The organism is Yoonia sp. 72 (assembly GCF_034652275.1).
Classification (GTDB): Bacteria; Pseudomonadota; Alphaproteobacteria; order Rhodobacterales; family Rhodobacteraceae; genus Yoonia.
The window spans coordinates 195,497-215,469 of record NZ_JAXIWG010000004.1 but is presented as its reverse complement, the minus strand read 5'-3'; the positions used below and the strand labels follow the sequence as shown (position 1 = coordinate 215,469).

20 protein-coding genes and 1 pseudogene are annotated in these 19,973 nt (G+C 62.5%); 10 read left to right on the top strand and 11 right to left on the bottom strand.

Translation table 11 applies throughout. The features are described from left to right. The first annotated feature begins 18 nt into the window (after positions 1-18). Positions 19-468: a carbon monoxide dehydrogenase subunit G gene (locus VCK47_RS16230; protein WP_322891454.1), complete on the top strand. Its 450-nt coding sequence runs from the start codon at positions 19-21 to the stop codon at positions 466-468. Here the strand turns inward: VCK47_RS16230 and VCK47_RS16225 are convergent, their stop codons facing one another. From VCK47_RS16225 to betI, 7 genes are all read right to left on the bottom strand, one after another. Then, complete coding sequence (locus tag VCK47_RS16225; protein WP_322891455.1) at positions 469-708, bottom strand: YdcH family protein; 240 nt, start codon at positions 706-708, stop codon at positions 469-471. Positions 709-774: 66 nt separating this feature from the next. After that, positions 775-1,419 (bottom strand): thermonuclease family protein, encoded by a 645-nt coding sequence (locus tag VCK47_RS16220; RefSeq protein WP_322891456.1) that lies wholly within the window; start codon positions 1,417-1,419, stop codon positions 775-777. A 72-nt stretch (positions 1,420-1,491) separates the two neighbouring features. Next, positions 1,492-3,150, bottom strand: coding sequence for a choline dehydrogenase (betA, locus tag VCK47_RS16215; protein WP_322891457.1), 1,659 nt, complete (start codon positions 3,148-3,150; stop codon positions 1,492-1,494). Further along, entirely contained in the window at positions 3,150-4,601 is a 1,452-nt protein-coding gene (gene betB / locus VCK47_RS16210) for a betaine-aldehyde dehydrogenase (RefSeq protein ID WP_322891458.1), read from the bottom strand. Before betB ends, betA begins: the two co-directional genes overlap by 1 nt. Continuing rightward, positions 4,598-4,927, bottom strand: coding sequence for a DUF6980 family protein (locus VCK47_RS16205; RefSeq protein ID WP_416236685.1), 330 nt, complete (start codon positions 4,925-4,927; stop codon positions 4,598-4,600). The genes betB and VCK47_RS16205 overlap by 4 nt, the downstream gene beginning before the upstream one ends. Beyond that, positions 4,920-6,428, bottom strand: a complete 1,509-nt coding sequence (betC, locus tag VCK47_RS16200; protein ID WP_322891460.1) for a choline-sulfatase — start codon at positions 6,426-6,428, stop codon at positions 4,920-4,922. Before betC ends, VCK47_RS16205 begins: the two co-directional genes overlap by 8 nt. Then, on the bottom strand, positions 6,425-7,009 hold the full coding sequence (betI, locus tag VCK47_RS16195; RefSeq protein ID WP_322891461.1) for a choline-responsive transcriptional repressor BetI: 585 nt from the start codon (positions 7,007-7,009) through the stop codon (positions 6,425-6,427). Before betI ends, betC begins: the two co-directional genes overlap by 4 nt. An 83-nt stretch (positions 7,010-7,092) precedes the next feature. Here betI and choX point away from each other — a divergent pair, with 83 nt between their 5' ends. The 3 genes from choX to choV are packed head-to-tail and all read left to right on the top strand — an operon-like array spanning position 7,093 to position 9,907. Beyond that, a complete protein-coding gene (gene choX / locus VCK47_RS16190; RefSeq protein ID WP_322891462.1) occupies positions 7,093-8,016 on the top strand; it encodes a choline ABC transporter substrate-binding protein in 924 nt (307 codons plus the stop codon). Positions 8,017-8,069: 53 nt separating this feature from the next. Beyond that, positions 8,070-8,903, top strand: coding sequence for a choline ABC transporter permease subunit (gene choW / locus VCK47_RS16185; protein WP_322891463.1), 834 nt, complete (start codon positions 8,070-8,072; stop codon positions 8,901-8,903). Next, positions 8,900-9,907 carry a choline ABC transporter ATP-binding protein gene (choV, locus tag VCK47_RS16180; protein ID WP_322891464.1) on the top strand — a complete coding sequence of 336 codons (1,008 nt, stop codon included), beginning with the start codon at positions 8,900-8,902 and terminating at the stop codon, positions 9,905-9,907. Before choW ends, choV begins: the two co-directional genes overlap by 4 nt. A 64-nt stretch (positions 9,908-9,971) precedes the next feature. On the opposite strand, the gene VCK47_RS16175 is transcribed toward choV, so the two are convergent. Continuing rightward, a complete protein-coding gene (locus tag VCK47_RS16175; RefSeq protein ID WP_322891465.1) occupies positions 9,972-10,874 on the bottom strand; it encodes a DMT family transporter in 903 nt (300 codons plus the stop codon). 84 nt (positions 10,875-10,958) lie between these two features. Between VCK47_RS16175 and VCK47_RS16170 the strand changes: the two genes are divergently transcribed. The 4 genes from VCK47_RS16170 (at position 10,959) to VCK47_RS16155 (ending at position 15,288) form a co-directional block, all read left to right on the top strand. Further along, a complete protein-coding gene (locus VCK47_RS16170) occupies positions 10,959-11,774 on the top strand; it encodes a TIGR00282 family metallophosphoesterase (RefSeq protein WP_322891466.1) in 816 nt (271 codons plus the stop codon). Beyond that, complete coding sequence (locus VCK47_RS16165) at positions 11,771-12,691, top strand: DMT family transporter (protein ID WP_322891467.1); 921 nt, start codon at positions 11,771-11,773, stop codon at positions 12,689-12,691. Before VCK47_RS16170 ends, VCK47_RS16165 begins: the two co-directional genes overlap by 4 nt. Further along, positions 12,684-14,465: an SLC13 family permease gene (locus VCK47_RS16160; protein WP_322891468.1), complete on the top strand. Its 1,782-nt coding sequence runs from the start codon at positions 12,684-12,686 to the stop codon at positions 14,463-14,465. Before VCK47_RS16165 ends, VCK47_RS16160 begins: the two co-directional genes overlap by 8 nt. 73 nt (positions 14,466-14,538) lie before the next feature. Next, on the top strand, positions 14,539-15,288 hold the full coding sequence (locus VCK47_RS16155) for a YebC/PmpR family DNA-binding transcriptional regulator (RefSeq protein ID WP_322891469.1): 750 nt from the start codon (positions 14,539-14,541) through the stop codon (positions 15,286-15,288). A 299-nt stretch (positions 15,289-15,587) separates the two neighbouring features. Here the strand turns inward: VCK47_RS16155 and VCK47_RS16150 are convergent, their stop codons facing one another. The 3 genes and pseudogenes from VCK47_RS16150 to mgtE form a co-directional block, all read right to left on the bottom strand. Beyond that, a complete protein-coding gene (locus VCK47_RS16150; protein ID WP_322891470.1) occupies positions 15,588-16,109 on the bottom strand; it encodes a hypothetical protein in 522 nt (173 codons plus the stop codon). A gap of 168 nt (positions 16,110-16,277) precedes the next feature. Then, positions 16,278-16,817: pseudogene (locus VCK47_RS16145) on the bottom strand (5-formyltetrahydrofolate cyclo-ligase). After that, positions 16,817-18,190, bottom strand: a complete 1,374-nt coding sequence (gene mgtE / locus VCK47_RS16140; RefSeq protein WP_322891471.1) for a magnesium transporter — start codon at positions 18,188-18,190, stop codon at positions 16,817-16,819. Before mgtE ends, VCK47_RS16145 begins: the two are co-directional and overlap by 1 nt. A 99-nt stretch (positions 18,191-18,289) precedes the next feature. Between mgtE and guaD the strand changes: the two genes are divergently transcribed. Beyond that, the gene (gene guaD / locus VCK47_RS16135; protein WP_322891472.1) at positions 18,290-19,582 is read left to right on the top strand and encodes a guanine deaminase; all 1,293 of its coding nucleotides are present in this window, start codon (positions 18,290-18,292) and stop codon (positions 19,580-19,582) included. Positions 19,583-19,669: 87 nt separating this feature from the next. Next, positions 19,670-19,972, top strand: coding sequence for a hypothetical protein (locus tag VCK47_RS16130; RefSeq protein WP_322891473.1), 303 nt, complete (start codon positions 19,670-19,672; stop codon positions 19,970-19,972). The last annotated feature ends 1 nt before the right edge of the window (position 19,973 follow it).

The following is a 19,973-nucleotide window of genomic DNA, read 5'->3' as shown; positions in this document are numbered from 1 at the left end:
CAAGCGGGGAGGATCATCATGGAACTATCGGGCAACCGCGTGATCGCGGCGGATATCAATGCGGTCTGGGCGCATCTGAACAACCCTGATACCCTACGCGCCTGTATTCCGGGCTGCGAGGAATTGACAGGATCGCCCGAGGAAGGGTTCGCAGCAACCGTCAAGCAAAAGGTGGGCCCCGTGTCGGCCACGTTCAAAGGCGAGGTGACGCTGGAAAATGTGATCCCCGGCCAGAGCTACACCATCGTTGGCGAAGGCAAAGGCGGGGTCGCAGGTTTTGCCAAAGGCAGCGCCGATGTCGTGCTTGCCACCGTCGAAGGCGGCACGGAACTGACCTATAACGCAACGGCCAAGGTCGGCGGCAAGCTTGCGCAACTGGGCAACCGGATCATCGGCGGTTTCGCCAAGAAAATGGCCGACCAGTTTTTCGAACGGTTCCAGCAAACCGTAGAAGGCACGGACGCCTGATCAGGCGGCGCGCAGGGCTGACGCGATCGCATCTTTCAGACCCAGCCGCGTCTTGCGCATCGTGATCATATGCGCGTCGTCGGTCGGTTCCACGTCGGTTTCGGCGCGGTGGATGGCGCGGTTGATGTCGTGATACTGGTCGCAAAGCTTTGCGAAATGCGCGTCGGATGTCTTGAGATCGTGCAAGGCTTCGGTCTGGTCGGGAAATTCCTCGTGCAATTCATGCGGAGTATGGGTCATGGGGCGTCCTTTCACTGTGACTGCCCCGACCATAGGCGCGCCACACAGCCCGCGCCTTGATCCCGATCAATTCCGCGCGGCGCGCCAGCCTGCGGCGCGGGCTTCGGCCTCGGAGCAGAACCAGCGTTCGCCTTGTGCCTCGTTGATCACCGTGCGGTCGTAATCGCGGTTGCCGGGGCGGTGGTAGATCCGCCCGCTGTTCGAAATATTACCCTTGATGTTGCAGGCTGGATCGGGGGCGGCAGGCGCGGCATTGCTGGTGGCACGGAAGTCTTCGGGCGCCTCCATCGTCATGGCCCAGAGCCCGCGCGCCGCGACGACGGCGGCTTTTTCGTCCAGATCATAGAGCATTGAATACCGCCGATAGGCGGTGGCCCAGCCCTCAGTGACGATCACCTGCCCCAGATCGACGCCACCGACATCGCAGGTCGCGACCTGTCGGCCATAGCGGTCCACGTCGCGCGTGGTGCAGCGGGCGCGCTGGCCCTCAAAGCGCGCGCGCACCTGATCCGTGACCCAGCGCCCGCAGTCGAATGTCTGCCGCCCCAGCGTGCAGGGTTGGCCCAGTTCGGGGGCATCCACGCCGAAAAGCCGCACCCGTTCGCCGCCGATATCGAACGTGTCGCCATCGATCACGCGGATCGTACCGCTCGGGTTGGCATGGGCCGCCGTCGCAAAAGCAAGGCTCAGAACAATCAGGATTTTCCACATACCCCCGCCCTAGCGGCGGACGGGGGGCCGGATCAATAGACTTTCTTAACCAAGGTTAAGATTTCGTTAAGATCACCTTTGGCTGGTCTGCCAGTCGGGGTGAATCCACGGCTGGTCATTGGCTGGCGGTAGCGGGTTGCGCTGCAGGATGTGATCAGCCGCCTTTTCGCCCACCATGATCGAGGGCGCGTTCAGGTTGCCGTTGGTGATGCGCGGAAAGATCGAACTGTCTGCCACGCGCAATCCGTCCACGCCGATCACACGGGTTTCGGGATCAACCACGGCCATCGGATCATCCACCGCCCCCATCTTGCAGGTCCCGCAGGGGTGATAAGCGCTTTCGGCATGGTCGCGGATGAAGGCGTCAAGGTCCGCGTCCGACTGCGCGGCGTCACCGGGCTGGATTTCGTGCCCGCGGTACTCATCAAAGGCAGGTTGCGCGAAAATCTCGCGCGTGAGCCGGATGCAGGCCCTGAAATCGACCCAGTCCTGCGGGTCGGACATATAATTGAACTGGATGCGCGGATTATCGTTCGGATCAGACGACCGCAGCGTGACCTGCCCGCGCGACGCCGACCGCATCGGCCCGACATGGGCCTGAAACCCGTGGCCTTCGGGCGCGACTTTGCCATCGTAACTGACGGCGATGGGCAGGAAATGGAACTGGATATCTGGGTAATCGACGCCCGCCCGCGACCGGATGAACCCCGCGCTTTCGAACTGGTTGGAACTGCCAAGGCCGGTTTTCCAAAGCAGCCATTCCGCCCCGATCCGCGCCTTGCCCCGCAGGTTCCAATAGGCAAAAAGCGTGACAGGCTTGGTGGCGGCCTGCTGGATGTAAAGCTCCAGATGGTCCTGCAGGTTCTGGCCCACGCCGGGGCGGTCGGCCACGACGGGAATGCCATGTTCGGCCAGATGTGCGGCTGGGCCGATCCCTGACAGCATCAGCAGTTTGGGCGAATTCAGTGGCGAGGCGGCGATGATGACCTCGACATTCGCGCGGATGACCTCGATTTTCTTGCCGCGCGATACCTCCACGCCGACAGCGCGGCCATTCTCGATCACGATACGGCGGGCAAAGGCGCGGGTCAGCGTGCAGTTGGGCCGCGTCAGCGCGGGCCGCAGATAGGCGCTGGCGGCGGACCAGCGGTGGCCTTTGTAGATCGTGGCATCGAACGGGCCGAAGCCTTCCTGCTGTTCGCCGTTGTAATCAGCGGTCAGCGGATAGCCTGCCTGCGCCCCTGCCTCGACAAAGGCGCGGGTCAGCGGGTTTTTGCGCGGGCCACGGGTGATGTGCAGCGGGCCGTCCTTGCCGCGCCAGTCTGGATCGCCGCCATGGCCGCCGTCGTGCCAGTGTTCCATCCGTTTGAAATAGGGCAGCACATCGGCATAGCCCCAGCCCTGCGCGCCGGTTTCGGCCCAATGGTCGAAATCACGGGCATGGCCGCGCACATAGATCATCCCGTTGATCGAGGATGACCCACCGATAACCTTGCCGCGCGGTGTCACCAGTTGCCGGCCGCCCAGATGCGGTTCGGGTTCGGATTTCAGCCCCCAGTCGTACATTTTCATGTTCATGGGATAAGACAAAGCCGCAGGCATCTGGATGAACGGGCCACGGTCGGACCCGCCATGTTCGATGACCAGCACGTTCTTGCCCGCCTCGGCCAGACGGTAGGCAATGGCGCAACCGGCAGACCCAGCGCCGACGATGACGTAATCAGCCTGCATCAGAACGGCGCCTCGAGCTTGTCCATGCGCACATAGACGCTCTTGATCTGGCTGTAGTGGTTGATCGCCGCCTTGGAGTTTTCGCGCCCCACGCCGGACAGTTTCATGCCGCCAAAAGGGGCCTCGACCGGTGCATCGTTGTAGGTGTTGATGTAGCAGGTGCCTGCCTCGAACCCCGCCGCCATGCGATGCGCGCGGGCGAGGTCCGCGGTGAACACGCCAGCGGCCAGCCCGTAGGGCGTGTCGTTGGCGCGGCGCAAAGCTTCTTCTTCAGTGTCGAAATCGAGCACGGACATGACAGGGCCAAAGATTTCCTCGCGCGCGATGGTCATATCGTCGGTGACATCGGCAAAGACGGTGGGCGTCAGGAAAAAGCCCGCCATGTCGGGGATCGTGCCGCCGGTGACAAGCCGTGCGCCTTCGGCCTGTCCTTTGGCAATGAAGCTTTTAACGATGTCGCGCTGGCGGGCGCTGACCATCGGGCCGTAATTCGTGACGGGGTCCTGCGGATCGCCCATAACGACGCCTTGCAGACGTTCGGTCAGGCGGGCCAGAAACGCCGCTTTGATGCCCTTTTGCACGAAAACCCGCGTGCCGTTGGAACAGACCTGCCCCGAGGAATAGAAATTGCCCAGTATCGCGCCCGAGACGGCGGCATCCAGATCGGCATCATCAAAAATGACGAGCGGGGATTTGCCCCCCAACTCCATCGTGACATGGCGCACGCCTTCGGCGGCGGCGGCATAGACCTTGCGGCCTGTCGCGACCGAGCCTGTCAGCGATACCTTGTCGACGCGCGCATCGGTGATGAGGGCTGCCCCGACAGCGCCGTAGCCTTGGATCACGTTATAGACGCCTGCGGGCGCGCCTGCCTCGATCAGGATTTCCGCGACTTTCAGCGCGCAAAGCGGGGTCACCTCGGAGGGTTTGAACACCAAAGCATTGCCGCAGGCCAGCGCAGGCGCGCCTTTCCAGCAGGCGATCTGGGTGGGATAGTTCCACGCGCCGATGCCGACGCAAACGCCCAAGGGTTCGCGGCGGGTATAGACGAAATTGTCACCCAAGGGGATGTGTTCGCCGGTGATGCTCCCCGCCAGCCCGCCAAAGTATTCGAACGCATCGGCACCGGATGTGGCATCGGCGACGGATGTTTCCTGATAGGGTTTGCCGGTGTCATAGGTTTCCAGCATCGAGAGTTCGTGGTTGCGGTCCCGCATAATATCGGCGGCGCGGCGCAGCACGCGGCCACGCTGCGTGCCGGTCCAGCTGGCCCATTCCTTTTGCGCGCGCTTGGCGGCATTCAGCGCCTGTTCGATAATCGCTGGGGTCGCGGCGTGCAGTGTGGCGATCACCTCGCCGGTGTAGGGATAGACCACCTCGATCACGTCACCGGCGGTGTCTTCGACGTAGTGGCCATCGATGAAATGGCTGGCTTTGGGTTGGGTCGTCATAAATCCTCGTCTCTCCACCATTTAGCGGTTTGGAACGCCTCGGGCACTTCACCCGAAAGCGCATCTTCAATCCCCATGGCATCCATGCGATCAAAATACAGGTCGCTTAGGTCCCGCTTCTTGTCACCACACCACGGGCAATAATTGATCGAAGTGACCCACGTTGACCCAAACCGCGCGTAGAGCGCGTAGCTGTCAAATCGCGGGTTGTATTTCACAAGCGCATCTTCGCAGTCGAAGGGGTTGGGATGGTGCGCACAATTGGGTTCGATGTATTTCGCCATGATGTCACAGCAGTGGACCTTTTCTTGTGACAATTTACTCACCCCTCGGGAACCGCTGGTTTTCTTCGAGCACGTTGAGGTCCATGTGGTTGCGCATGTAGCGTTCAGATGCCTTTTGCAGCGGCTGGTAATCCCACGGATAATAGTTGCCGTTGCGCAGGGCCTCGTAGACGACCCAGCGGCAGGCTTGGCTCTGGCGCACATCGGCATCGAAACGGGTAAGGTCCCAGCGGGCGTCCGCCTTGGCGCGCAGCTGCATCAGCGTGCCTTGGTGGGCGGGGTGGTCCGCCAGATTGGTCAGTTCCTGCGGGTCCGCGTCCATGTCGAACAGCTGGTCGGGGTCGAGCGTGCAGCGATTGTATTTCCATTTGCCGTAGCGCAGGCTGACGAGCGGGGCCTGTGACGCCTCGGCGGCGTATTCCATGGCGACGGGTGTGTCGCGGGTGCCGCCCTGCCCCAAAGGCACAAGGCTTTCGCCGCTGGTCCACGGCATGACCTCGGACATATCCACGCCTGCCAGATCGCAGAGCGTCGGCGTCACGTCGATGGTGCTGACGGGGACCCTGTGCAGGCCGGGTTCCATGACGGGGCTCGCGATCATCAGCGGCACGCGGGATGATCCGTCGTAGAAACACATCTTGAACCAGAGGCCGCGTTCGCCCAGCATATCGCCATGGTCGGAGACAAAGAGGATCGTGGCCTCTTGGCGCGTGTCGTCCAGCACTTGCAGGATTTCACCGATCTTGTCGTCCAGATAGCTGATATTGGCAAAATAGGCACGGCGCGACCTGCGGATGTCATCATCGGTGATGATGAAATTGTTCCGGTCGTTGGCGTCCAGAATGCGCTGGCTGTGCGGGTCCTGATCGGCATAGGGGATGGGACCGACCTGCGGCATCAGGTGATCGCAATCCTCATACAGATCCCAGTATTTGCGGCGCGCCACATAGGGGTCATGCGGATGGGTGAAACTGACCGTCAGGCACCAGGGCCGCGCGTCATGGCCGCGCCCCAGATCATAGAGCTTTCGGGTCGCGTGATAGGCGACCTCGTCGTCATATTCCATCTGGTTGGTGATCTCGGCCACGCCGGAGCCAGTGACGGACCCCATGTTGTGATACCACCAGTCGATCCGTTCGCCCGGTTTGCGATAGTCCGGCGTCCAGCCGAAATCGGCAGGGTAGATATCGGTGGTCAGCCGTTCCTCGAACCCGTGCATCTGGTCGGGGCCGACGAAATGCATCTTGCCCGCAAGGCAGGTCTGGTAGCCCGCGCGCCGCAGATGGTGGGCATAGGTGGGGATGGAAGAGGCGAATTCGGCCGCATTGTCATAGACGCCGTTGCGCGATGGCAATTGACCCGACATGAAGGCCGCCCGCGCGGGCGCGCAAAGCGGTGAGGCGGTGTAGCTGTTGGCGAAACGGGTGGACCGCGCGGCAAGCGCCTTGAGATGGGGTGCATGCAGCCAGTCCGCCGGCCCGTCGGGGAACAGCGTGCCGTTCAACTGGTCAACCATGATGATCAGGATGTTCGGCTTGGTCATTGTGTGATGTCTTTCAATTCCATCGCCAGCAGCGCCAGCACCTGTTCAGTCGCATCCGTCGGCCCGGCTCGCCCGCGCGCGAGCCCCTGCCGCAGGTAGGACCCATCGATCAGCCCCGCGATGCGGATTGCGGCGTTTTCGGCGCGATCCCCGATCAGCGGGCGCAGGTCATGCACCAGATTGCTGTGCAGCCGCCGCTGGTAGATGCGCAACAGGCGGTTGGCATCCTCGGATGTCTGCGCGAGGACGTAGAAATTCAGCCAGGCGGCAATCACGTCGGTCTGAAAATTGCCGGAACTGAAGCCCGCGCGGATCACCGCCTCGACCCTTGCCCGCGATCCGTGTGCGCGGCGCAGAGCCTCGCGCACTTCGGCCGCATAGACGCGCAGAACGTGCCGCATCGCCGCCAGAAAGATCTGTTCCTTGCCGCCAAAATAGTGATGCGCAAGCGCCGACGACATACCCGCCCGCTTTGCAATCGCGCTGACGGTCACATCAAGGTTGCCCACAGCGCCGATTTCGTCAATCGTGGCCTGCATAAGCGCGGCGCGACGGATCGGTTCCATTCCTAGCTTGGGCATGTGATCCTCTTTCGGGTTGCAACAAACATCTAATTCGTTCTTTATTGACTCGTCAATCAAGAAAAAACCACAGGGAGTTCACGATGAAACTGAAATCAAGCCTGTCGGCGCTTGCGATTTTTGCCGCACTGCCGGCCTTTGCCGAATGCGATCTTGTCACCTTTTCCGACGTTGGCTGGACCGACATCACCGCCACCACCGCCGCGACGACAGTCGTGCTGGAGGCGCTGGGCTACGAGACAGAGACCAAGATCCTGTCCGTGCCCGTGACTTATATCTCGCTGGCCGAAGGCGATGTGGACGTGTTCTTGGGCAACTGGATGCCGACGATGGAAGCCGACATCGCCCCCTACCGCGAGGCTGGCACCGTCGACACCGTGCGCACCAACCTTGAAGGTGCGAAATACACGCTGGCCGTGAACCGTGCCGCCGCCGATCTGGGGATTGCGACCTTCGCCGATATCGCGGCCAATGCCGATGCCTTGGGCAACCGCATTTACGGGATCGAACCGGGCAATGACGGCAACCGCCTGATCATCGACATGATCGCCGCCGACGCCTTTGGCCTTTCGGGGTTCGAAGTGCTGGAAAGCTCTGAACAGGGGATGCTGGCACAGGTGGACCGCGCATCGAGCCGGTCTGAACCTATTGTCTTCCTTGGCTGGGAACCGCATCCGATGAACGCCAATTTCGATATGGAATATCTCGAAGGCGGCGATGACTGGTTCGGCCCCGACCTGGGCGGTGCCATCGTGGCCACCAACACGCGCGCGGGCTATGTCGAAAGCTGCCCTAATGTGGGCCAGTTCCTGCAGAACCTCGAATTCACGCTGGCCATGGAAAACGAGATTATGGGCGCGATCCTGAATGACGGAACCGAACCATCGGCCGCCGCTACCGCATGGCTGACCGCCAACCCCGAGATCCTGACCGGCTGGCTGGACGGTGTCACAACCCGTGACGGCGGCGACGCGATGGAAGCCGTGAACGCAGCATTGGGTCTGTGATCTGACAGGTGAGGCCCGCATCAGGGCCTCACCCCCAAGCCGGAGGAAGTCGCGTGAACTGGCTGACCGACAATAAAATCCCCGTAGGGCCATGGGCGAAATCGGTCTTTGACTGGCTGAACGCCAATCTGGGCTTTGTCTTCGACCGGATTGCGGCGGTACTCGAATGGCTGATCGACAGCATCCTCTGGGCGCTGCAGACACCGCACCCTTTTGTCGTGGTCGCGGCATTTGCGGCACTGACATGGGTCTTGCAGCGTAGCTGGAAAACCACACTGCTGGTCATCCTCGGCTTCTTCTTCATCCTCAACCAAGGCTACTGGCGCGAAACGATGCAATCGCTGACGCTGGTCTTGTCGGCCTGCGTGGTCTGCATGGGGATCGGCGTGCCCATCGGCATCGCCGCAGCGCACCGCCCGCGGCTTTACCGCGCGATGGTGCCGGTGCTGGACCTGATGCAGACGCTGCCGACATTCGTTTACCTGATCCCCGCCATTGTGTTTTTCGGCATCGGCATGGTGCCCGGCCTGATCGCCACGGTGATCTTCGTGCTGCCCGCACCGATCCGGCTGACCTATCTCGGCGTGGCCTCTACGCCCACCGCCCTGCTGGAGGCGGCGCAGGCCTTTGGTGCCACCAAAAGGCAGGTCCTGTTCAAGGTCGAACTGCCCTCGGCCCTGCCGCAGATCATGGCGGGGCTGAACCAGACCATCATGCTGTCGTTGTCGATGGTGGTGATCGCGGCGCTGGTTGGTGCCAGCGGGCTGGGCGTGCCGGTGATCCGCGCGCTGAATTCGGTGAACACGTCACTGGGGTTTGAATCCGGCTTCGTCATCGTCGTGGTGGCGATTATGCTCGACCGGATGTTGCGGGTGAAACAGAAATGAATGCCGTTGAATTCGACAATGTCAGCATCGTCTTCGGATCGCGGCCACAGACCGCCCTGCCTCTGATGGACGAAGGCCTGCACCGGGCCGAGATCATCGCCCGCACCGATCAGGTCTTGGGCGTTCACGATTGTTCGCTGACCGTCGCACAGGGCGAAATCCTTGTGCTGATGGGCCTGTCGGGGTCCGGCAAATCCACGCTGCTGCGCGCGGTCAACGGGCTGAACCCCGTGGTGCGCGGGTCCGTGCGCGTGCATGACGGCGATCACAGCTACGACGTCACCCATTGCAGCGCGACCGATCTGCGGCGGCTGCGGCAGAAATCGGTGTCGATGGTGTTCCAGCAATTCGGCCTGCTGCCGTGGCGCACGGTGCGCGACAACGTGGGGCTGGGGCTGGAACTGGCCGGGCTGGACAAGGCCAAACTGCATGCCCGCGTCGATCAGGAACTGGCGATGGTCGGCCTGTCCGAGCGCGCGGATGCGCTGGTCGGTGAACTTTCGGGTGGCATGCAGCAGCGCGTGGGCCTTGCCCGCGCCTTTGCCACCGACGCGCCAATCCTGCTGATGGACGAACCTTTCAGCGCGCTCGACCCGCTGATCCGCAGCAAGCTGCAGGACGAACTGCTCGATCTGCAAAAACAGCGCGGCCGCACGATCATCTTCGTCAGCCACGATCTGGACGAGGCCTTCAAGATCGGCAACCGCATCGCCATCATGGAAGGCGGGCGGATCGTGCAATGCGGCACGCCGCGCGATATCTACACGAACCCCGCGAACGACTACGTCGCTGACTTCGTGGCCCACATGAACCCGCTCGGCGTGCTGACCGCGCGCGACGTGATGATCGCGGGCACCAATGACGGGCCGCAGATTGACGTCGACACGCCGGTGCAGGCGATCCTGCAAAAGATCGGCACACAGGCGCTGCAAGTCATGGAAAACGGCCTTCCTATCGGCCAGATCACGCAAAGCTCGCTCATCACGCGCCTCGCGCCCGCGTAAGCTGCCTCTTTCGACTTCTTTTTTCCAAAAATACTCCCGCCGGAGGCGCGCCGGCAGGCGCTCCCTAAACCTTGGTCTGCGTCACCACGGGTGTGACCTGCCTGCGCGCCACCGCCTCGCGCCATGTGATGAAACTGACCGAGGCCATGATGACCAGCCCCCCGAACACGACCCAGCCGTCCACCGCCTCGCCAAAGACGACAGCACCCAGCACCACCGCCCAGACCAGTTGCAAAAACGTCACCGGCTGCGTGACCGTCAGGGGCGCTGCGGCAAAGGCCAGCGTCATCGTGTAATGGCCTGCCGTGGCGAAGCAGGCGACCAGAAACAGCCAGCCCACCTGTTCCATCGTCGGCGTGACCCAGACCGCATAGGCGAAAGGGGCCAGCCCGATGGTGACCGTGATCGACAGCATTCCCACGACGACTGCCGCCGACACCTCGCCCGACAATTGCTTGGCCAGAAGATAACCCACCGCAAACAGCACAGCCGTGCCGAGCATGGCGATATGGCCGGGCTCGACCGCGCGCATCCCGGGGCGCAGGATGATCGCCGCGCCCACCAGCGCGATCAGCACCGCGATCAGGCGACGGGGTGGCAATTTCTCTCCCAGAAACAACGCCGCCCCAAGCGAGACATAGACCGGCGAGAGGTAATTCATCGCCGTGACCTCGGCGATGGAAATGCGCGCCATGGCGTAGAACCACAGGATTACCGCCAGCGTATGCACCACACCCCTGATCCCGAACATCTTCATCTGCCGCCCCGTCAGGCCCGCCGAGAGGATCGGGCGGATCATCGGCAACAGGAACACAAGCCCTAGCACATAGCGCAGGAATGCCGCCTGAGCGGCGGGCACATCATCGCCCACATGTTTGACGATGGCCGTGACGGCGACGAACATCACGCCGGTCAGGACCATCCACATGACGCCCGCAATCGGGCGCGCTGGCTGCAAATCACTCATGTCTTTGGGTCGCACCAATAAACGCCGGATACCAGCGACATTTTCGCACTGGCACAGGGCGCGATCCGCCCTTACCAAAGGGGCATGAAGATACTTTTCCTCGGCGATGTCATGGGCCGGTCAGGCCGGACCGCGATCACCACCCACCTGCCCCGCCTGCGCGCCGACTGGCGGCTCGATTTCGTTGTGGTCAACGGCGAGAACGCGACATCCGGCATGGGTCTGTCCGCGCCGCACGCCAAACTGCTGCTGGAAGCCGGGGCCGATGTCATCACGCTGGGCGATCACGCTTTCGACCAAAAGGACATGCTGGCTTTCGCCGCGCAGGAGCCGCGCATCATCCGGCCTCTGAACTTTTCCAAGGCCGCCCCCGGCGTCGGCGCACGGGTGTTCAATGCCACCAACGGGCGCAAGGTTCTGGTCGCGCAGGCGCTGGGTCAGGTGTTCATGAAACGCCCCTTCGACGACCCCTTCTCGGCGCTTGATACCGTGCTGCGGCAATATCCGATGGGCGGTCAGGTGCAGGCCAGCCTGATCGACATCCATTGCGAGGCGACCTCCGAAAAGATGGCGCTGGGCCATTTCTGCGACGGGCGCGCCAGTATCGTTGTCGGCACCCATACCCATGTGCCCACGGGCGACGCGATGATCCTTGGCGGTGGCACGGCCTATCAGACCGATGCAGGCATGTGCGGCGATTACAATTCGGTCATCGGCATGGACAAGGCCGAACCCCTGCGCCGGTTCATCACCGGCATGCCCAAAGACCGGTTCACCCCTGCGGAAGCCGATGCCACGCTGTCGGGGCTTTACGTCGAAACCGATGACCGCACCGGCAAGGCCACCCGCGTCGCAATGGTCCGGCAAGGCGGCAAGCTTGCGCCGAGCGGTCCTGCATGAGCCGCGAACACGGCACGCTGACCCTTGCGCTGGTGGCCTTGGGTGCTGGCTGGGGGCTAACGCAGCCGCTGACCAAGATCACCGTCACGGGTGGCTATGAACCGTTCGGCATGATCTTCTGGCAGATGCTGACCGGCACGCTGCTGCTTGGGACGTGGCGCTGGCGGACGCTGGGGCGGCTGCCTGTTACACCGCGCACGCTGGCCTTCTGGCTGATGATCGCGACGCTCGGCACGCTGATCCCCAATTCCGCCAGCTACCGCGCGGCGTTCCATCTGCCGGCAGGCGTCATGTCCATCGTGATCTCGACCATTCCGCTGGTGGCTTTTCCGATCGCGCTGGCGCTGGGCAATGACCGTTTTTCGTGGCGGCGGATGGTAGGGCTTGCGCTGGGGCTGGCCGCCGTCGCCTTTATCGCCCTGCCCGAGGCGAGCCTGCCGGACCGCGCCATGGTCGCCTTTCTGCCTTTGGCGCTGATCGCGCCTTTCTGCTATGCGGTCGAGGGCAACATCGTCGCGAAATGGGGCACGGCGGGGCTGGATCCGGTGCAGGTGCTGTTCGGGGCATCCGCCATCGGCGTGGTGATCGCGCTCCCTCTGGCGCTGGCCACGGACCAGTTTCGCGTGCCCACGGCCCCTTTCATCCTCGCAGACTTCACGATGCTACTGGGTGCTCTTATCCATGTTGTCGTCTATACCGGCTATATCTGGCTGGTCGGGCGCGGCGGAGCGGTTTTTGCAGGGCAGATCAGCTATCTTGTTACAGGATTCGGGGTGGTCTGGGCGATGCTGCTTTTGCGCGAACATTATAGCTTGTGGGTCTGGGCAGCGCTGGCCGCGATGCTGGTGGGGCTGACACTGGTGCGCCCGCGCGTTGCCGAAGCGCCTGTGACAGGCCGGGCTTTGGCCCATGACTGACCTTTTCACGCTGTCCCAGACGCAAGAGGCCTGGCTGACCCTTGCCGTGGTCGTGGGCATGTTCGTGCTGTTCCTGCGCGAGACCTTCCCGACCGAGGTTGTGGCCATGTTCGGGGTCACTGTGCTGCTGGTCACGGGCGTACTGCCCTATCAGGCGGCGGTGGATGCGTTTTCGAACCCCGCGCCGTGGACGATTGCGGCGATGTTCATCATCGTGGGGGCCTTGGTGCGCACAGGGGCGCTCGATGCAATGACGCGGTTGGCAGAGCGGCAAGCCAAGGTCAGCCCTGCGCGCGCCATCGGCGGTGGCCTGCTGTTTGTGGCCTTTGCCAGTGCGATCATGAACAACACGCCGCTGGTCGTCGTCATGATCCCTGTCTTTATCCAGCTTTCGCGCAGTTTGGGAGTTTCGGCCTCTAAGCTGCTGATCCCGCTGAGTTATGCTGCCATTGTGGGCGGCACGCTGACCCTGATCGGGACATCGACGAACCTGCTGGTGGACGGGGTCGCGCGGGCCGCGGGGATGGAACCTTTCGGGATTCTCGAGATCATGCCCGTCGGGCTGGTCGTCGTAGCATGGACCTTTACCTATATGTATTTCATGGGTCCGCGCCTGTTGCCCGACCGGCAGAGCATGGCCACGATGCTGTCGGACCGGTCCAAGAAAAAGTTCTTCTCCGAGGCGGTGATCCCCCCCGACAGCAACCTGATCGGGCGTGATGTGACCGGTGTGCAGCTGTTCAAGCGCGACGGCGTGCGCCTGATCGACGTGGTGCGGGGCGATCTGTCGCTGCGGCGTGATCTTGCGAATGTGACCTTGCAGGTGGGTGACCGCGTGATCCTGCGCACGGAAATGACGGAACTGTTGTCGCTTCAGGCTAACAAGGAATTGCGCCGCGTCGATCAGATCTCAGCTGTGGAAACCACCACGGTTGAGGTGCTGATTACCCCCAACTGCAAGATGGCTGACCGCCGTCTTGGGTCGCTGCGGTTGCGGCGGCGCTATGCGGTCTATCCGCTGGCCGTGCATCGGCGCGACGCCAATATCAGCCAGCAGATCGACGATATGACCGTGCGCGTGGGCGATACCCTGCTGCTTGAAGGTGCGCCCGCCGATATCCAGCGTCTGGCCGAGGATATGAACCTCGGCGATGTGTCGGCCCCGTCGCAGCGCGCTTACAGGCGAGGGCATGCCCCGGTCGCCGTTGTGGTTCTGCTGGCCATCGTCGGACTGGCCGCTCTGAACGTGGCCCCGATCCTGATGCTGGCGATGATCGGTGTGACGGTCGTGCTGATAACCGGCTGCATTGACGCGGACGAGGCGTTTTCATTCATCGAAGGCCGGTTGCTGGCGCTGATCTTTGCCATGCTGGGCGTAGGATCGGCGCTGTCATCCTCGGGGGCGGTCGAGATGATCGCAAACGCTGCCTCACCCTATATGATGGCGCTGCCGCCGTTTCTGGTGGTGCTGGCGGTCTATTCACTGGCCAGTCTGCTAACCGAGATGGTGTCCAACAATGCCGTCGCCGTCGTGATGACGCCCATCGCTATCGGACTGGCGGTGGCGTTGGGCGTGGACCCCCGCCCGCTGGTCGTGGCTGTGATGATCGCGGCCAGTGCCAGCTTCGCGACACCCATCGGTTATCAGACGAATACCTTGGTCTTCGGGCCGGGCGGTTACAAGTTCGCCGATTTCCTGCGCTTCGGTATCCCGCTGAATGTCACACTTGCACCCGTCGTGTCTTTTGTGATCCCGCTGGTCTGGCCTTTGTGAGCGGGCTTGCCCCTGCCCTTGCGCTTGTCTTATAGAGGCGCAGATTTACACCTGAGATGACAAGAGGTTTCCGATGGCGGGCCATTCCAAATGGGCGAATATCCAGCACCGCAAGGGCCGGCAGGACAAGCTGCGCTCCAAGCTGTTTTCCAAGCTGGCCAAGGAAATCACCGTGGCCGCCAAGATGGGCGACCCTGATCCCGAGAAGAACCCGCGCCTGCGGCTGGCGGTGAAAGAGGCGAAATCGAACTCTTGCCCCAAGGACGTGATCGACCGCGCGATCAAGAAATCGCAAGGCGGCGATGCCGAGAATTACGACGAAATCCGCTATGAAGGCTATGGCCCCGGCGGGATTGCCGTGATCGTCGAGGCGATGACCGACAACCGCAACCGCACCGCATCGACCGTGCGGTCCACCTTTACCAAGAACGGCGGCAATCTGGGCGAGACCGGATCGGTCGCCTTCATGTTCGACCGCAAGGGCGAGATCGTCTATCCGGCTTCCGTCGCGGATGCCGATACGGTGATGATGGCCGCCATCGAGGCGGGTGCCGAGGATGTGCAAAGCGACGAGGACAACCACGTCATCTACTGTGCGGATGTGGACCTTGCCGAAGTGTCGAACGCACTGGAACCGGCCTTGGGCGAATCGATCTCGACCAAGCTGATCTGGAAGCCCAACATGACCACCGAGGTCGATGCCGAAGGTTTGGCCAAGCTGATGAAACTGCTCGACACGCTGGAAGACGATGACGACGTGCAGCGCGTCACCGCGAATTTCGAGGCGTCCGACGCCGTGATGGCGGCGTTTTCGGAAAGCTGAGTGCTGAGAAACTTTTAAGCCTCCGGCGGGGATATTTGGGCTCCGACGATGATCAGTATGGGTTTAGGCGGGACGCGCAGGTAGCCGACATAGAAATCCTGTGGGGCGCAGGGCTGGTCGGGATTGGGGACATGCCTGCCGTTCATCCTGTCAGGTCATTTACGGGTCGTATTGCCGGTAGCAGGCAGAAAGCCTGCGTAAAGCTGTCAGCGACCGCTATGGCATGTGCTAGGGGAGACGAACGCAGCAGGGTCCGCAAAACCTGCGAGCCCTGCCGCTATTCAACCCAAGCGGGAGATCTAGGCACCCGGCGCGACGCGAACAGCGGGGTTGCGGCCTGAAAGGGTTTTGAGTTCCGCTTCCGTGCTTGTCGGCCCCCCGAGGATCGTCACCAAACGCCATGTGACGCGGCTGACATTGTCGACGGACCTACTGACAAACGACTCTGCGGCCTGAGAACCGGGCATGAACACCCCGTTCTTGTCAAAGAGATAGTATTGCCAGACCGTATATTGGTCCTTGGGAATGTTTGGATCAAAAGATTCAGCCAAGGCATAAAGCCCTGCAGGGTAGTGATTTCTTTCGACCCGTGACTGGAAAGGTGATGCGTATTTCGCAGCAATTGCCGACATTGTCGCCGTCGATGTCGGCGTGTCGAGATGGGTGCTATAATTGAACGCAGCCGCACCGTTGATGCTGCCGCTGTTGCCACCGGGGTTGGCTCTTGCGGCATCCATGACATCTTTGACCGTCTGGCCGGTGTCGGGGATCGTCAACATGACGTTGTAAAAGATCCCGACGACTTGAAGCTGAATATTCATGTCTACTCCTCTGAAAATAAACCTCAGGTGGGAATCATTCTACCTAAGGTTGCATAGAAGAGACTGCATCATTCGTGGTGACGCAAGGTAAATCATTACCATCATCGGGTCTGCAGTTGCGGGTGAGGCTTGCGCAATATCGCCATGACACAGCGACCTGCGGGATGGTCAGGGCGTGATGATCCCCTGCTCGGTCACGATCAGGTCCAGCGGCTGGTCGGTGGACTCAATCGGCAGCGCGGGGTCTTCCTGCGCGGCATAGGCAAAGCCTACGGCCATGACAGGACCCTGTGCGCGCAGCTGTTCCAGCGTGCGGTCGTAAAACCCCCCGCCATAGCCAAGCCGCCCGCCCGTGCGGCTGAAGGCGACCAGCGGCACGATCAGGATTTGCGGGGTCATCTAATCGCCTGTCGCGGGGATCTGTGCGCCGAAAGGGCCGGGCACCATCGCACAATCGGGCTCCCACAGGCGAAAGCGCAAGGGCTGGCCTTTGGCGGTAATGACCGGCACGCCGACGGGGCCGTGGGCGGATGCCTCGGCCATGGCGGGGGTCGGGTCGATTTCGGTGCGCATCGCCATGTAACCCGCCAAGGGGACGCCACGGTAACCCGCCAGAACCTCGCTCAGATAGCCTGCGGTAGCCGCATCAGGCCGATGCACGGCAGCGCGGCGCGCAAAGGCCGCGGTGCGGGCGGCGGATTTGTCCATCACAGCAGCATGATCGAGGCAAGCCCAAGAAAGGCGAAGAAGCCCACGACGTCGGTGACGGTCGTCACAAACGTGCCTGAGGCCAGTGCCGGATCGATCCCGAAACGGTCCATCACCACAGGCACGCCGATGCCGGCAAGCCCCGCGACCAGCAGGTTGATCACCATTGCGACCGCGATCACCACGCCCAGCATTGGCGCATCGAACCAGACCGTGCCCACCACGCCCATCACGACGGCAAAGGCCAGCCCGTTCAAAAGGCCGACCATCGCCTCGCGCCGGATCACCCGCCAGACGTTGGACGGCGTCAGATCGCGTGTCGCCAGCGCACGTACTGCCACGGTCAGCGATTGCGTGCCCGCATTGCCGCCCATGGACGCGACGATCGGCATCAGCACGGCCAAGGCCACCAGCCCCGCGATGGTTTCCTCGAACAGCGAGATCACCAATGACGCAAGGATCGCCGTCAGCAGGTTGACCGCCAGCCACGGAAACCGCTGTTTCGTCGTCTCATAGACATTGTCCGACAGGCTGCCTTCGCCGACACCGGCAAGGCGCAGGATATCTTCCTCGGCCTCTTCTTCGAGGAAGGCCATCGCGTCGTCGATGGTGATGACACCCACGACACGGCCGTCGTCATCGACCACGGGGGCGGTGATCAGGTGATAATGGTTGATCGCCTGCGCCACCTCTTCCACGCCTTGCGCGACGTGGAAGGTGCGGAATGTTTCTTCGGTCAGATCGCGCAGGGGCGTGGCGCGCGGATGGCTCAGGATACGGCCCAGCGTGACATAGCCCACGGCCTTGAGGCGCGGATCGACAAGGATGATGTGGTAGAACTGGTCCGGCAGCACCACGTCCGAGCGCAGGTAATCAATCGCCTCGCCCACGGTCCAGTGTTCGGGCGCGCGCACCAGTTCGGACTGCATGTGCCGGCCGGCCGATTCCTCGGGGTAGGATAGCGCTTGTTCCACCACGATCCGGTCGCTCGCGTCGAGCGCGTCGAGCACGGCCTCTTGCTGGTCCTCGTCCAGATATTCGACCAGATCGACCACGTCGTCGCTGTCCAGATCGCGCAAGGCGGTGGCCAGTTCGGCGGGTGCCAGTTGCTGGATGATCTCTTCGCGCAGGTTTTCATCAAGTTCGGACAGGATGTCGCCGTCGATCCCGCCCTGCCAGAGCGTCAGCAGGTCGCGCCGCTCGCGGCTGTCGATCAGTTCGATCAGATGCGCAATATCGGCAGGGTGCAACGGGTCAAGAAGCGCATCCACCGCCGCCGCATCGCCCTGCATCACAGCGTTCAGCACCTCGGCCACGGTCCGGTCGGTGATGCCGAAGGCCCCTGCGTCTAGCTCGTTGTCGATATCCGCCATCTGGCACCTCCGTTGTCGCGCGCAGCATAGTCAAAGCCACCCCGGGGACAACGCCATTCCCCGATTTACGCAGGCTTTTGCGCAGCCTATAGGGGGTGGATGACAAAACATTTACTTCTTGGCCACACACTGGGGTTTTCCGGTAATCCTCTGTCGGGCGATTGGGCCGATGCGGTGCGATACGACCCCGCAGGTGGCGTGCTGGTGGATGCAGGCCGGATCGTTGCCGTGGGTGACGGGGCGACGCTGAGCAACGCCCATCCCGAAGCGCAGGTCGTGGATTACGCGGGCAAGCTGATCAGCGCGGGCTTTGTCGATGCGCATATGCACTATCCCCAGACCGCCATCATCGCGAGCTGGGGCAAGCAGCTGATCGACTGGCTGAACACCTATACCTTCCCCGAAGAAGCCCGCCTTGCCGATCCCGCCTATGCCGCCGAGATCGCGGTGCGGACGGTTGATCTGGCCGTGGCGCATGGCACCACGACGCTGACCAGCTATTGCACGATCCATCCCGCGAGCGTCGATGCGTTCTTCACAGCCGCTTCCGCGCGCGACATGGCCGTGGTCGCAGGCAAGACCTGCATGGACCGCAACGCGCCCGCCAATCTGCGCGACACGGCACAGGCGGCTTATGACGACAGCAAGGCGCTGATCGCGCGCTGGCACGGCAAGGGACGCGCGAGTTATGCGATCACGCCGCGGTTCTCGCCCACCTCGACGCCGGACCAGCTGGCCGCCCTCGGCGCGCTCTGGGCCGAAAACCCGACCTGCCTGATGCAGACTCATCTGAGCGAGCAATTGCCCGAAATCGCATGGGTGCGCGATCTGTTTCCGGATGCCCGCGACTATCTGGACACCTACGAAGCTTTTGGCCTGCTGGGCGCGCGCGGTCTTTACGGCCATGCGATCCATCTTGAGCCGCGCGAGATTGCGCGGCTGGCCGAAGTCGGTGCCGCCGTCGTGCATTGCCCGACATCGAATACCTTTATCGGGTCGGGGCTGTTCGATCTGATGGGGCTGGCGCGTGCAGGGCTGACCATCGGGCTTGCCACGGACACAGGCGGCGGGTCGTCGTTTTCGATGCTGCGCACGATGGCCGCGGCCTATGAAATCGGGCAGCTGCGCGGTGTGGCCCTGCATCCCGCACAGCTGATGTGGCTCGCGACCGAAGGATCAGCGGCAAGCCTGCACATGACAGGCCAGATCGGGCATCTGGGCGCGGGGGCTGCGGCGGATATCACCGTGCTCGACCTTGCCGCGACCCCCGCCATCGCCCAGCGCAGCGCGCGGGCGGATGACATCTGGGACGCGCTGTTCCCGACGATCATGATGGGCGACGACCGCGCGATTGCCGATGTCTGGATCGCGGGGGTGCGGCAGGGCGCATAAGCGCTGGTTGCATTTCAACTGACAGGTTTTGTCAGTTGTGCAAGGCTATGACGTGATGGCGACATCAACCGGCTTCAGGAGAATCCCATGCCCCACGTCATCGAAACCGTCACCTTCAAGATCAACGACACCGCTAGCCCTGCCGCATTCGTCCAGCTTGCGGCGGCGATGAACAGCTATCTGACCACCTGTCCGGGTTTTCTGTCCCGCCGCCTGTCCGTTTCGGATACGGGCGTCTGGATCGACAATGTCGCATGGGCGGATATGGATGCCGCCAAGGCTGCCGCGGCCAGTATTGAAACAGCGCCGGAGGCTGCGGCCTTCATGGGTGCCATCGACGGGCCAAGTGTCACGATGCTGCACAGCACCGTCGCTGTCGCGGTGAACTGAC

Bases quoted from the DNA above. Each gene is read 5' to 3' on its own strand.
- VCK47_RS16230 (WP_322891454.1), top strand. From the start codon at position 19: ATGGAACTATCGGGCAACCGCGTGATCGCGGCGGATATCAATGCGGTC.
- VCK47_RS16225 (WP_322891455.1), bottom strand. From the start codon at position 708: ATGACCCATACTCCGCATGAATTGCACGAGGAATTTCCCGACCAGACC.
- VCK47_RS16220 (WP_322891456.1), bottom strand. From the start codon at position 1,419: ATGTGGAAAATCCTGATTGTTCTGAGCCTTGCTTTTGCGACGGCGGCC.
- betA (WP_322891457.1), bottom strand. From the start codon at position 3,150: ATGCAGGCTGATTACGTCATCGTCGGCGCTGGGTCTGCCGGTTGCGCC.
- betB (WP_322891458.1), bottom strand. From the start codon at position 4,601: ATGACGACCCAACCCAAAGCCAGCCATTTCATCGATGGCCACTACGTC.
- betC (WP_322891460.1), bottom strand. From the start codon at position 6,428: ATGACCAAGCCGAACATCCTGATCATCATGGTTGACCAGTTGAACGGC.
- betI (WP_322891461.1), bottom strand. From the start codon at position 7,009: ATGCCCAAGCTAGGAATGGAACCGATCCGTCGCGCCGCGCTTATGCAG.
- choX (WP_322891462.1), top strand. From the start codon at position 7,093: ATGAAACTGAAATCAAGCCTGTCGGCGCTTGCGATTTTTGCCGCACTG.
- choV (WP_322891464.1), top strand. From the start codon at position 8,900: ATGAATGCCGTTGAATTCGACAATGTCAGCATCGTCTTCGGATCGCGG.
- VCK47_RS16175 (WP_322891465.1), bottom strand. From the start codon at position 10,874: ATGAGTGATTTGCAGCCAGCGCGCCCGATTGCGGGCGTCATGTGGATG.
- VCK47_RS16170 (WP_322891466.1), top strand. From the start codon at position 10,959: ATGAAGATACTTTTCCTCGGCGATGTCATGGGCCGGTCAGGCCGGACC.
- VCK47_RS16165 (WP_322891467.1), top strand. From the start codon at position 11,771: ATGAGCCGCGAACACGGCACGCTGACCCTTGCGCTGGTGGCCTTGGGT.
- VCK47_RS16160 (WP_322891468.1), top strand. From the start codon at position 12,684: ATGACTGACCTTTTCACGCTGTCCCAGACGCAAGAGGCCTGGCTGACC.
- VCK47_RS16155 (WP_322891469.1), top strand. From the start codon at position 14,539: ATGGCGGGCCATTCCAAATGGGCGAATATCCAGCACCGCAAGGGCCGG.
- VCK47_RS16150 (WP_322891470.1), bottom strand. From the start codon at position 16,109: ATGAATATTCAGCTTCAAGTCGTCGGGATCTTTTACAACGTCATGTTG.
- mgtE (WP_322891471.1), bottom strand. From the start codon at position 18,190: ATGGCGGATATCGACAACGAGCTAGACGCAGGGGCCTTCGGCATCACC.
- guaD (WP_322891472.1), top strand. From the start codon at position 18,290: ATGACAAAACATTTACTTCTTGGCCACACACTGGGGTTTTCCGGTAAT.
- VCK47_RS16130 (WP_322891473.1), top strand. From the start codon at position 19,670: ATGCCCCACGTCATCGAAACCGTCACCTTCAAGATCAACGACACCGCT.